We start from the raw sequence: 12213 nt of genomic DNA, 5'->3' as shown, positions 1-12213 counted from the left end.
CGCCTGGTGAGTCCATGCGCACGGCTTCCGGATGATCTGCCGGGATCCGGGAGCCGTACGAGGTCAGCGTGCGGCGGCAGCCGCGGCGGCGAGACCCGGCCGGGGGCTTGAGAGCACCGGAACGCGGGTGACCGTACGGGTGACCGCGTCGGCCATGGACGCTTGCGCCAGCACGATCACATCGCTGTCCGTGACCGCATCGGCGGCGGCCGCGACGAGGTCCAGATAGCCGTCGCGGTCACCGGCCTCGAAGCGCGCCCAGGCGCCGTCCACCACGACGGTACGTACGTCGACGGGCCGGTCCCCCGCCTCTTCGGCGAGCAGCGCGAGGGTCGGCGCCAGCGTGCCGGTGATCGACGCGAGAACCACCACGCGGTCCTGTGCCGCGGCGGCGGCCGCCATCGGGCGGTCCACACGCAGCACCGGAACACCGAGCGAGGCCGACTCCGCCTCGGCGACGGCGCCGATCGTCGAACAGGTGCAGAGAACGGCGCGGGCACCGTCCGCGACGGCGCCCGCGAGCAGTGCCCGGACCTCGCCCGACACCGCTTCGGGACCCGATTCCCTGGCCCTGGCGAGCAGGTCCTCGTGCACGAGATGGCGCAGGGTAAGTTCGGGATGGTCGGCGTCCCGGAGCGCGTCGAAGACCGGTACGTGGACCGGGGAGGTGTGCAGCAGGGCGAGGGTCATCGGCCAAACAGTACAGCCCCCGGCCGACGCGGGTCGTTACAGCTCGGGGTGGGACTTGAGCTGCGTCTTCGCCTGTTCCACCAGTTCGGCCGGGGCCTCGGGAGCCAGGTCGGGGTGGCGCACCGCCCACTTCGCGGCGTACGGGCAGAGCGGCACGACGGGGACACCCTCGCGGGCCGCCATGGCGTAGAACTCCCGGACGAGGGCGCCCGCGATGCCCTTGCCCTCGTGGCCGGGTTCGACGACCGTGTACACGGCGACGAGCGCGGCGGGGTCACCGTCCATCACGAAGTACGCGATGACTCCGGCGGCCTTGCCGTTCTCGTACGCGAGCAGATTGCCGCTCGCGCGGTCGTCGCGGATGTCGAGTTCGATCCGCTCGGTCCGTTCTGCCATGACGGTGCTCCCTGAAGAGGTCGGACCGGATCAGCGCGCCGCGGGAACGGCGTGCGGGCTCCGTTCGGTGGTGGTGCCGGGTACGGGAGCCGACGCGTCGGAGCCGAGCTCGACGATCCGGTTGTCGGCGTCGACGTGCACGATACGCGGGACCAGGCCGCGTGCCCCGGCGTCGTCGACCTGGGCGTAACTGATCAGGATGACCAGGTCACCGGGGTGGACGAGGTGGGCGGCGGCGCCGTTGATGCCGATGACACCGGAGCCGCGCTCGCCCTCGATGACGTACGTCTCCAGACGAGCGCCGTTGTCGATGTCGACGATGTGCACCAGCTCACCGGGCAACAGATCCGCTGCTTCCATCAGCTCGGCATCAATGGTGACGGAACCGACGTAGTGCAGGTCGGCCTGGGTCACGGTGGCCCGGTGGATCTTGGACTTGAACATGGTACGCAGCATCGCGGCACTCCTGGACATAGGCTCCCTGCCTGCATTTTTGCAGGTCAAGGGCGTTTTCCCACCCTATAACGAGTCGCATGTTCGGGCAGCATTCCCCAGATTTTTCAGGACTCATGCTGACCACTTGCCGACTCTCCTGACACATCGCCAGGCGGCTGCAGGGGGCTTCGTCCGCTCTCCCGGACCCCACCGCAACGACTGCACAAGCCTACGCAGCCCCGCCGAGCGGCGCCCCGTCCCGCTGCCCTGGGCGACTTCGCCTGGCAGGAAAGGAGCTCGTACGTTGTTACCCGAGATCGACGACATCTGCCTGGTGACCACCGGCGACGCATTCCACTGGATCGCGCCCGCGCCGGGCATCGCCGTGCACCCATCGGTGAACGCCCGCTCGTGGGCCCGGATCGCGCGTCAGACGTCGTTTCCGTGGGCGCTGCGGCTGGCGGACGCAGCCGAGCAGTGGCTGAGTTACCGCCGCCGAGTCGACCACAGCGTCGCTCCCGGAGGAGCCCGGTGATGAAGATGCCCGAGCAGGGCTGTCTTTCGCGGCCACCAAGTCCGCGTGTGCCGGGAAGCGGGCCAGTTCCGGGGCGGCGGGCGGAGTCCGGGGCGTCTGAGTGCGCCTCGGGGACGGCAGCCTGGCACGCCGGTTCCGCGGCCGTGGTGCGGCCGCGCAAAATCGGGCCATTGCCGACCCCGTGACGCCGCGCGGCGCCCACTGGAGCGGCGCAGTCGCTGCACGGGTCGGCAAGGGTTTCAGGTTGGCCGGAAACCCGCGGCGGATGCGGCCGAAGGGGGGACCATCCATCGAACGGAGACGTTTCAAACGCCCCGCCCCCGCACACCCGGCGTGAATCGCGGTATTCGCACAGACATCCAGGATTCCCCTCGTCGTCACCCGTTACGGCGAGCCGCGGGGCCCGTTCTTAGAGCACCCGTGCCATTCGATGACCTGCTGGAGGACACGATGACTTCTCTTCCCGCCTCCGTGGACAAGCCCCTCGGTTTCGAACGATTGCGCCCGCCCCTGCCCATCCCGCCACTGGTGCGCAGCGAGTTGGCGTGTCCGCCCGCTGCTCGGCACGGCCGGATACGGGGTGGGCAGCCGACCGGCTCCAAGCCCGCCGATCACCGGGGGACGTGCACGCCGGGCCGCCGGCTGTCCGTCGGGCGGGGGGCCGACGGTGAGAGCGCGCAGGAAGCAGGAGCAGGGTGGCGTCTCGCGAGCCGAGCAAGAGCTCTACGAGGCCGACTCCGGTGGGACCGGAGCTACGTGCGCTACGAAGGCACGCTGACTCGGCTCGTTGTCCGAAGCCCTGTCGGACGCGCTCGGCCGTCGCCCCCCGTTCACTCTCAATGACCTGTGACGGGAAATCCTCTATCCCGTTTCTCGTACGAGGAAGTCATTCCTGAACTGCGTCGCAGAGGGCATCGGGTGCAGGCATCAGGAGAAATACCCTGGCGGGTTTCACATCGCCTCCACTCCGAGTGAGTCCCCCTCTCCTGCTACCGCGGAACGGAAGGTTACCGCCTTTGCCGGCCCGGCCTTTCCAGTACGGAGCACCCCAACTACTCCCATCCCGTGATCTCCGCAGACCAAGCGCGGGAGCTGCTTACCGGTGACCCACGCCGCACACACTCCTACTTCGAGCGCGATGACCTGCTGCCACGCCTTTCCCCTCAGTAGCCCCAGGTTGCAGAACCTCCCCGTTCCGAGCGCTGCGAAGCATGCCCCAAACGCCAACCAACTCCCCACGCCCAGGCGGTATTTCCTTGAACGCGTCCACTTCGTCTCAGCCCACAAGCACCGCCGTCCTGATCGTCAACGGCCGCGGAGAGTACCTCCTTCACCTGAGGGATGCACACAAACCGATCTGCGACCCCGGTACCTGGTCCCTGGTCGGCGGCGGGCCCGAGCCCGGCGAGACTCTGGACGAAGCGATCGCCCGCGAGATCCTTGAGGAGACGGGGCTCGTCCTCTCCGGTATCACCCCCTGCACGACCGTGCAGACCCACGGCCCGAACGTCACCGAGGGGAAGATCCAGGTCTATGCGGCCCGCTGGGACGGTACCGCCCATGACCTGCCCGTCACCGAAGGGATCATGTTCGCCTGGTTCGACATCGCCACCATGGAGCAGCTGTCCATGTGCCGGTGGGCTCATGAGGTGATCAAGGCCCACCACACCGAGCACCCCGCTCCACCGCTGCCTGGACCACGGGACGACACCGGTCAGGGCGGGGCGGGCGCGGTGAAGAACGTGATCGGCGCGCACCTGTTCCTGGAACGTGACGGCCGTACTCTCCTCGGTCTGCGTCACCCTGATGTGGAGTTCGCGGGCGGCGAGTGGCATGCCCTGGCCGGTCATGTCGAGAGGGAGAGCGTTCGCGCGTGCCTGGTCAGAGAGGCGTATGAGGAAGCCGGGATCGTCATCGAGCCCGCAGACCTCACCCTGGTGCACACCGTGCACCTGCTCGACGATCATGAGAACGCCGAACCCCGGATTCAGCTGTTCTTCCGGGCGATTCAGTGGTCCGGAGAGCCGGAGGTCCGCGAGCCCGACAAGTGCACGGCCTGGCAGTGGTGGCCGCTGGACGGTCTGCCGGACCCGATGGTCGGCTACACCCGTGCCGCGATCGAGGGCATCCTCACCGGCACCGCGTACACCGAGCTCGGCTGGGCACCCCCAGTGCGTGCCACCGGTGGCAGGTGAACTGCGGTGAATGCCGAATCCGGCACAGCCGACTCGGTGACCGAGGGCCGGCTCACCGACGTGGCATCGGCGCGTCTGGCGCTGGTCGAACGCCTGCAAGAAGATGGGGTGTTGACCGATCCACGCCTGCGGGATGCGCTGTCGCTCCTGGACCGCGGCGTGCTGATGCCACGGGCGTATGTACGCCGTGGTGAACAGGCCGGCGAGCCAGTGGTGTGGGAGCTGCTCGACGGAGCACACCCCAAGGACCGGGCCGAGTGGCAGGACCTCGTGTACTCGGGCGAGTCGGTCCTTGTCCAGCGTGACGGCGAACGGCTGGAGGGTCAGGCCCGTGGCATCGTGCGTGGAGGACGGATGACGGCGATGTCGACGTTCACCCCGTACACCGTGGAAGTCCTCCAGAGGATGCGGATCGCTGCCGGGCACACGTACCTGGACCTCGGAACCGGGCCGGGCGTCTCGCTCGCGCTCGCCGCAGCGCTCACCGGGCCCGGTCGGGCGGTCGGTGTCGAACGGGACGAGCACATGGCCGGGTTCGGCCGATCCCGCCCGTGCCGCATCCTGCGTCCACCAGGACCTGCCGGGGGCACAGCCGCAGCCGCGCCACCAGAAGGGCGAGCAGTGTCCAGTCGCACGCCCCGGAGGCTGCTACCTGCCCAGGGTGATCTTCGCCGAGGGCCTCGGCGTACAGGCGGGCTGTGATCGTGGACCGGGACCGGGCGTCGTGGGGTGCGGCCACAGGCACCCTGGTCAGGCTCCTGACTTGTTGAATCGACCCCAGACACTCGGTCGGTAGCCGTAGGGTGTCGGTCGGCACGGGCCCGCACTGCTCCTTGCCACCCCCGGCCGTTCGTACAGCGGGCATGGTGTGACGAGCGGCTCTGGGCGCCGCACCATACCGCCGGACAAGGCTGCCGCGTCGCCTGCGTAGTGACCTCAGCAATTACCACGGGCGTGCCGCGCGCGGTCGTGTACTCGCCCGTCACCGGTTCCGGTCCCGAGGACCGGTAGCCCACTCACACGTTCTGTGCGGGGTCATCGCCATTCTGGGAGATGGTCAGGAGCACTGGTTCTGTCACGCCGACATCGCGTACTGCGGTGGCGGTGACCTCGGCCGCCCAGATGGCGCTGTCGAGCGACCAGGCCGGCAAGGAGCAATGGATCGACGCCACGTTCTGCATTCCCTCGGTCTGTACCTCACCTACGAGGGAGGGAGCCAGCCCCCCTGTGGGTGCAGAGGGTCTGCCGGGATGGATGGCCAGGCGACCATAGGAGCATTCGAGGATCAGCACGTTCACGTCTTGCGCTCGGTTCGACAGACCGGCGGATTCCCGGGCCGCGATGGTGATGACACAGTCAGCCGCCGGTCCCGGCCCCGCAGTGGCCACCCAGTCCGCGGCCTGCGACAAGTAGACGGGACCGTCGTCCGTGGACAGCTGCAGGGGCACGACCGTGTGCAAGCCGGTGAGCGTGTACGTGCCCATGTGATGCAGTACATCGCTGAGGACGGTGGCCACCGGCAGAAGGGGCAGCCGTTGGCCGTGCAGCTGTACCTCCACGGCGACCTGGAGCCAGGCCAGTTGGCGGACACGGTCGTCCTCGGTCCAGTCTTCACCGGCGTCATTGTGTCCCCATCGGCAGCCGTCCAGCGGACCGCGGCCCAGGTGAGTGCTGCTCCAGCCGTAGGCTTCCGCCCTGGCCACGGCGAGACTGAACACGTCCTCGTCCTCCAGGTAGTTCTCGGCAAGGACGCGAGCGATCCACGGGTGCCGGTGGAAGACCCCGTGCAGGCCCATGATGAGGGTCGGATCGCTCACGTCCATGTCACTGCACTCCTTCTGCTTCTACGCTCCGCACGACAGGGTGACGGTCTTGGTGACCGCCTTCTCAGGGGAGTCCGCGATGCCGATCAGGTCGACATCGATGACGCTGCGCCACTGGGTCTTGTCCCTGTTCTCGCATGTCTTGCGAGCGTTGGCGCGGCGGGAGCTGGCGCCTTGCCACCGGCCTTCACGTTCTTGGACCCCTCTGCGACAGTCTTCCAGGTGTGTCCATGCTTGGTCTGAAGCCAGATGGTGACCTTTGCCTTCACATTCTTGTGCTTGCCGAGCGGGTCCAGCCACCATCCATGTGCTGATGCTGTTGCGGGCGGAGTGCTGGACACGTGGACGTGGTCTCCGTCGGTGACGAACCCGCCGACGTCTGAGGCCGTCATCCCAGAGGCGGCGTAGGCCGGTGGTGCGGCAAGGCTGACAGAGATCGCCGAAGCGAAGACCACAGACAGAAGGGGTGCACGCACGGGACTCCCTGGAGCTGGAGAGGTAGCTGGCAGTTGAAGTCCTGCTGATCATTTACAGCCGTCCAGGGAGTAACCCTTCCCACTGGGTCAGATCACCCGATCGATGTGGAAGGCCCGGCCCGCTGACGCCCTGCCGGGCCGGGTTGCTGCGCTTGCGAGTTGAGCCTGGGCCGATCGACGTTGCGGGCCGGCCGAGCAGCAGCACCGATGTCGGCTCAGTCCCGATTTCCGGGAGGCAATGGTGCTCGCGCTGGTCGCAAGGCGAGTTCAAGACGACGCAGGCCGCGGTGAGCGAGCTGGACGAGCGGGTCCTGGGACGCAAGATGGACCGTGCGCCTGGACGCTGCCGGGCGAGGCGGTACAGCGGTGCGCATCTCGTACAGCCGCCCCTCCTGTCCTGAGCAGCGTCTGCCGTCGGCGGCCGCCGGCCGTGCGGCCGCGGTCGCCCACCTCAAGGCCCACCTAAAGGCCCGCCTGAAGGCCGCTGCGGCACCTCGGGCCCAGGCGTACTGCGCGTGCGGGGCGGAGAGCGGCCACACCCACAACTGGCACCACGACAGCAGCCGCTGCAGTCCGTACGGGGTGTCGTGGCCCGCGTGCTCGGCTATCTGCCAGCTGTTCTTGCGGCCCACCGGGCCCAGCAAGCCGCGCACGTAATCCCGCATCCGCCGCCGCGGCTCGACCCGGCCGAACCGCTCTCCCACCCGTAGCAGCAACGAGTCCAACTCGGCATCCCACAGACCGACTTCGACATCGCTCTCCGTCTCCATGACTGGTTCAACGCGCCCCGATCGGATGAGTCACAAACCACCACTCTGACGGCGCGTCAGCTCGATAGACTTCAAAAGGGCCCTGTGACCAGGACAAATGGCAAAGCGCGACTGGAGTACTAGGAGCGGGTGGCGGTCGCGCAGCTGTTGCCCGTGGCCGTCGTGCCGTTGCTCGTGTCGATCGGCTTGCTGCGGTCGTACGGATCGACCTGGTGGGCCTCGCCGGCGGGCTGCTCGTCGGCCGCGCCGAAGGGTGGAACGAAGTAGCCGGTCGGGGCGGAGCAGCCGCCGTTGGTCATGTCGAGCGCGTACGAGATGAGGGACATCGTGCCCGGTTCGGTGATGACCTTGGCCGGGTCGTCCCAGCTCATCACCACCTGGCGCCGCACGATCGTACGGACGACCTCGGCGTCCCGCCCGCCGTCGCCTGCCGGGGTGACCGGGTACACGAAGGTGACGTCCGCCGTCACCTCGACCGCCCCCTGTTTCCCCTCCCGGTACGTGAGACGGCCGCGTGTCTTGACCACGTCACCGACCAGCCGGGACTGCTCCGGCCGGAAGCGGCTGAACAACAGCAGCGGGTCGGTCTTGTCAGTGGGCGCCGTCGACGACAAGGAGCTACGGAGATACTCCTGGATGTCCTTCTGGTGCGGGTTCAGCAGCGCGATCGCCTTCGTGGGCCGCTCGCCGTGCAGCACGCGGGAGTTGAGCCCTGCGGCCACCAGGAAATCCCGGCTCTGCCGCAGTTCCCGCTCGACCTGGGCGGCGTCCATCCAGCCGGTCGCCTTGGCCGGTGGCACCGTGATCCCTGCCGCTCCGTCGGCCCAGCGGGCGGCAGGCGAACCCCGGAAGGGTTCGGCGAGGGTAGGGGGCAGATCCCGCTCGGCGCCCGGAGCTTCCCGCGGGCTTTCCGACTCGGCGGCCAGCGGCGCCCCGTCCTGCTCGCCGTCGTTGCCACCGAACCAGCCGACGACCTGCTGCGGGAAGAGCCCCACGACCAGGAGGGCCACGACCGCCACCAGCCCGGTCACGTACCAGCCTGTCCTGCGCCGGGGCCGGGCCGGTGAGTACGTACGCCAGCCTTCCGGCTGCCCGGAGCTCTCCCGCAGCCGCCGCTCCACCTCACGGGCGCGCGCCGACGGCTCCACGGGGGCCCTGGCCGCACCCGTCACCGATTCACGGAGGAACCGCTCCCACTCCTCTTCGGACACGGACGACCCATCCTGCCCCCAGCCCCGCTCACACCGCACTCCCGTTCTCGCTCGATTGCTCGATGCCCGATGGCTCGATCGCTCGATCGCTCGACTGTCAACTGTCTCAGTGGTCCGAAGTGGGCCTCGATCGGGTTGGCCCAGGAGGGATAGGTCGGGGTGAAGCACAACTTGACCTTGTTCCTCTTCGCCCAGCGGCGGATGTCGGTGCCCTTGTGGGCGGACAGGTTGTCCAGGATTACGTCGATCGGGGCGCCGTCAGGTCGGACGGCGCGGATCGACTTCAGCGCGGCGAGCGTGCTGGCGGCGCCCTTCTTGCCGCGGTCGACGCCCCACAGACGCCTCAGGCCCTTAACTCGTCGAGCTGCGGCGGCGAGTTGGGTGGGGTAGGCGTTGGTTTCGTCGAACAGGTCACGGTGCTGGAGGCAGTGGTAGAGCTGGCCGAGCATGCGGTTGCAGAGGTTGCGCTGGGCGGCGGCGTGCCAGTCTCCGTGGTCGTCGCGTCGGGGCCGGTAGTGCGTCTTGGCGCCGGGTGGTGAGGTAAGGGCGGAGAAGGCCCAGAGGTAGCCGGCGTGGTTGAGCCGGTCGTTCTTCACTCATCGGCGGGTGATGCTGGACTTCTTCCCGGAGGCCCTGGTGATGGGCGAGGCGCTGGCGTATGTCTTGAGGCCGCGGGCGTCGGCGAACCGGGTTCGGTCGTCTCCGATCTCGGTGAGCACCCGGGCGCCGAGCTGGATGCCGAGGCCGGGGAAGCTGAGGATGATCTCAGCGTCCGGGTGCTGAGGGAAAGCCTCTTCGACCGCCTCGGACAAGTCGTCGGCGGCGGTGCAGGCGGCCTCCAGCTGGACCAGGAGGGCGAGCATCTGCTTGCCGAGCGCGTCTTCGACCAGTTGTGGCTGGTGGGCCCAGTCGGCGCGGAAGGCTTCGCGGAGTCGCTCGGCTTCGGCTTCGATGCCGCGTTCCCGGCCGGCCCGTTTCAGGGCGGCCTGGAGCTGGGTGCGGGTCAGCCGCGCGGCCCGGGCCGGGGTGGGCGCGAGCTTGAGCAGTTCGTGTGCCGCGGGGCGGCAGAGTCCGTTTTGCCACGGCTCGAAGGCGGCCAGAGCAGCTGGGTAGTACTCGCGCAACAGTCGCTCGACCACAAGCGGCGTGAATGTATTGAGCCCGGGTGCCCTGCCTCCTCCCCGCAGCCCTGGTCCTGCTGACCGCCCTTTCCCGGCGGGGTCGGCCGGGCGTTCCGGGGCGGCTGCTGCCGCTGCCCTGAGGCTGTGACCTGGAGAAACACGCCGTATCCTTCCGTCGAGGGAGAACAGGGAGAGGTTATGTCCGGAGAGAAGTCGTTCGGGGTTGTTCTGCGTGGTCTGCGGCAGCGGGGCCGTTTGACGATGGAGGAGTTGGCTGAGGCGTCGGGTGTGAGTGTCCGGGCGATCGGCGATATGGAGCGGGGGCGTAGCCGGGTTCCGCAGCGGCGCACGGTGGTGGCGCTGGCGGAGGGGCTGGGGCTTGCGGACGCGGAGCGGGAGGCGCTGCTGGCCGCGGCGCGGGCGGCGCGTCCGACGCGCGCGGTTGCGGTGGCGGGGACGGTTGTGCCGCCGCGATCGGTGGGGGACTTCACGGGGCGCGAACCGGAGCTGGCGCTACTGCGGGAGGCGGCGGAACGGGCCCGTGCCGACGGGGAGGTGTCGGTGTGGGTCGTCTCGGGTCCTCCGGGGTGCGGGAAGACGACGCTGGCGCTGAAGGCGGCAGCGGATCTGGCGAAGGAGTTCCCTGACGGGTGCTTCGTGGTGGACCTGCACGGGGTGGATGGCCCCGTGGACACGGGCGAGGCGCTGCTGAAGCTGCTGAAGGCCCTTGGCGTGTCGGACCGCCGGCTGGCGCAGGAGGATGCGGGGGGCCGCGCGGGGCTGCTGCGGGCACTGCTGCGCGAGCACCGGTGCCTGGTGGTGTTGGACAACGCCCGCGACGAGGGGCAGGTCCGTGCGCTGCTGCCTGCGGGCGGGCGGAGTCTGGTGCTGGTCACCAGTCGGCGGCCCTTGACCGGGCTGGAGGATGTCGACCGCCTGGCGCTGTCGGAGATGACGCAGGACGAGGCGGTCGATCTGCTGCGCCGGATCCTGGGCGAGGAGCGGGTGGACGCGGAAGCCGAGGCTGTGGCGCAAGTGGCGGAGCTGTGCGGGCGACTGCCGTTGGCCTTGCGGGTGGCGGGAAACTGGCTGACGGTCCGTTCTGGATGGACCGTTGACCACCTGGTCCGGCGCCTGGCCGACGAAGAACGCCGACTGGGCGCGCTCGCCGCCGGCGACGTGCGGGTGGAGGCGGCATTCGAACTGTCCTACCGTCAGCTGACCGGCCAAGCCGCGCGGATGCTGCGGCTGCTGAGTCTGGTTCCGGGGCCGGACATGACCGCCGCCTACGGCGCCGCTCTGACCGCGACCGGCGTCTTCGAGGCCGAGGACGTGATGGAGGAGCTGATCGAGGCCGGGCTGCTGCAGGCCACCTTCACCGGCCGCTACCAGCTGCACGACCTGCTGCGGCTGTTCGCCCGCGCCCGGCTGTCCCGCGAGGAGGAACCCGGCGAGCAGGAAGCAGCCGACGACCGGCTGCGCACCTGGCTGCTGGAGACGGCTGTGGTCGCCGGACGCTGGTACAAGCCCAAGTACGGGGCGCCGCCGTCCTCCTGGCAGGGCCTGGTCCCGCTGGAGAGTGCCGAGCAGGCCCGTGCCTGGCTCCAGAGCGAAGCCCCCGCCTGGCTCGCGGCGCTGCGCAGCGCCGCCCACAGGGGTGAGCACACCCAGGTCGTGGAGACTACCTATGCCATGGAATGGTTCTGCGACCTGTGGGTCCACTGGGGACACTGGCCCGAAGCCTTCCGCTTGGCCGGCGAGGCCGCTACCGCACTTGACGACCCGTACATGCAGGCCTTCCACCTCAACATGCACTCCTGGGCCCTCTCCTGCGAATCCCGGTACCGGGAGGCCATCGAACGGGCCCACGAAGCGCTGGACTGCGCCCGCCGCGCCCAGGACGCTTCCCAGCAAGCCTCGGCACTGGCGCAGGCGGCATGGGCCCAGGCGGAGCTCGGCGAGGTCGAGGAGGCTGCCGACAAGTCGCTCGCCTCCATAGGCCTCTACGAAGAGGCCGACGACCGCGAGGGCTGGCTGGGTGCCATGTTCACCTACGGATCCTCCCTGCGCATGCTCGGCCGTGCCGAGGAATCCCTGATCCAGCACAAGCACATCATCACCTTCCTGGATGCGCCCGACTGTCCGGTGAGCGGGCACCTCGCCGACATCTACCGTGCCAACACGACCCGCGCGCTTGGTCGTGGCTACGCCGTCCTGCGGCGATGGCGCGAGGCCGCCGACCACTATCGCGATGCTGTGGTCCAGTCCAACCGCATCAGCATTCCCCACATAGAGGGCAGCACGCTACTGCATCTGGGAGAGGCCCTGATCGAACTGGGAGAAGCCGAGGAAGCCCGCTCCTGCCTCCGTCAGGCCCTCGCCTTCGGCGACGCGGCCGACAGCAAAGACCTGAAGACTGCACAGAAACTCCTGGACTCGCTCTCCGCCGAGTGAGTAGCGCCTGCCGCCGCGATGTGCCCTGGGCCCGGCATCCCGCGGTGCTTCCGTCGGCCCTGATGATCACGGCCCGACGTGCGGGTGCACCTGTCCCGGAGCGGAGG

General features: G+C 69.0%; 9 protein-coding genes and 3 pseudogenes. 4 read left to right on the top strand and 8 right to left on the bottom strand.

All coding sequences use genetic code 11. From position 1 onward, the window contains the following. Positions 1-63 precede the first annotated feature (63 nt). Genes OG978_RS37110 through panD form a run of 3 tightly spaced genes read right to left on the bottom strand, consistent with a single transcriptional unit; the run spans position 64 to position 1542 of the window. Positions 64-690, bottom strand: coding sequence for an aspartate/glutamate racemase family protein (locus OG978_RS37110; protein ID WP_326769438.1), 627 nt, complete (start codon positions 688-690; stop codon positions 64-66). A gap of 36 nt (positions 691-726) precedes the next feature. Beyond that, on the bottom strand, positions 727-1086 hold the full coding sequence (locus OG978_RS37105) for a GNAT family N-acetyltransferase (protein ID WP_326769437.1): 360 nt from the start codon (positions 1084-1086) through the stop codon (positions 727-729). Between the two features lie 30 nt (positions 1087-1116). Further along, on the bottom strand, positions 1117-1542 hold the full coding sequence (gene panD / locus OG978_RS37100; protein ID WP_326769436.1) for an aspartate 1-decarboxylase: 426 nt from the start codon (positions 1540-1542) through the stop codon (positions 1117-1119). Between the two features lie 283 nt (positions 1543-1825). On the opposite strand from panD, the gene OG978_RS37095 reads away from it, so the two are divergent. The 3 genes from OG978_RS37095 to OG978_RS37085 all read left to right on the top strand — a co-directional run bounded on the left by OG978_RS37095 (position 1826) and on the right by OG978_RS37085 (position 4953). After that, positions 1826-2056: a hypothetical protein gene (locus OG978_RS37095; protein WP_326769435.1), complete on the top strand. Its 231-nt coding sequence runs from the start codon at positions 1826-1828 to the stop codon at positions 2054-2056. A gap of 1256 nt (positions 2057-3312) precedes the next feature. Continuing rightward, on the top strand, positions 3313-4251 hold the full coding sequence (locus OG978_RS37090) for an NUDIX hydrolase (protein WP_326769434.1): 939 nt from the start codon (positions 3313-3315) through the stop codon (positions 4249-4251). A gap of 6 nt (positions 4252-4257) precedes the next feature. Further along, positions 4258-4953, top strand: coding sequence for a hypothetical protein (locus tag OG978_RS37085; RefSeq protein WP_326769433.1), 696 nt, complete (start codon positions 4258-4260; stop codon positions 4951-4953). 314 nt (positions 4954-5267) lie between these two features. Here OG978_RS37085 and OG978_RS37080 read toward each other — a convergent pair whose 3' ends face one another. From OG978_RS37080 to OG978_RS37060, 5 genes and pseudogenes are all read right to left on the bottom strand, one after another. After that, complete coding sequence (locus OG978_RS37080) at positions 5268-6074, bottom strand: hypothetical protein (RefSeq protein WP_326769432.1); 807 nt, start codon at positions 6072-6074, stop codon at positions 5268-5270. Between the two features lie 1030 nt (positions 6075-7104). Then, a pseudogene (locus OG978_RS37075) lies at positions 7105-7320 on the bottom strand (IS701 family transposase); the annotation flags it as partial. A 119-nt stretch (positions 7321-7439) separates the two neighbouring features. Further along, entirely contained in the window at positions 7440-8531 is a 1092-nt protein-coding gene (locus OG978_RS37070; protein ID WP_326769431.1) for a hypothetical protein, read from the bottom strand. Positions 8532-8611: 80 nt separating this feature from the next. Then, a pseudogene (locus tag OG978_RS37065) lies at positions 8612-8920 on the bottom strand (transposase); the annotation flags it as partial. Continuing rightward, positions 8894-9667, bottom strand: a pseudogene (locus tag OG978_RS37060) (transposase); the annotation flags it as partial. The pseudogenes OG978_RS37065 and OG978_RS37060, both read right to left, overlap by 27 nt. 183 nt (positions 9668-9850) lie before the next feature. On the opposite strand from OG978_RS37060, the gene OG978_RS37055 reads away from it, so the two are divergent. Next, positions 9851-12106 (top strand): NB-ARC domain-containing protein, encoded by a 2256-nt coding sequence (locus tag OG978_RS37055; RefSeq protein WP_326769430.1) that lies wholly within the window; start codon positions 9851-9853, stop codon positions 12104-12106. Positions 12107-12213 lie beyond the last annotated feature (107 nt).

It is taken from the genome of Streptomyces sp. NBC_01591 (genome assembly GCF_035918155.1).
Taxonomy (GTDB): Bacteria; Actinomycetota; Actinomycetes; order Streptomycetales; family Streptomycetaceae; genus Streptomyces.
The sequence above is the reverse complement of the archived record's forward strand: the minus strand, read 5'-3'. Positions and strand labels throughout refer to the sequence as shown.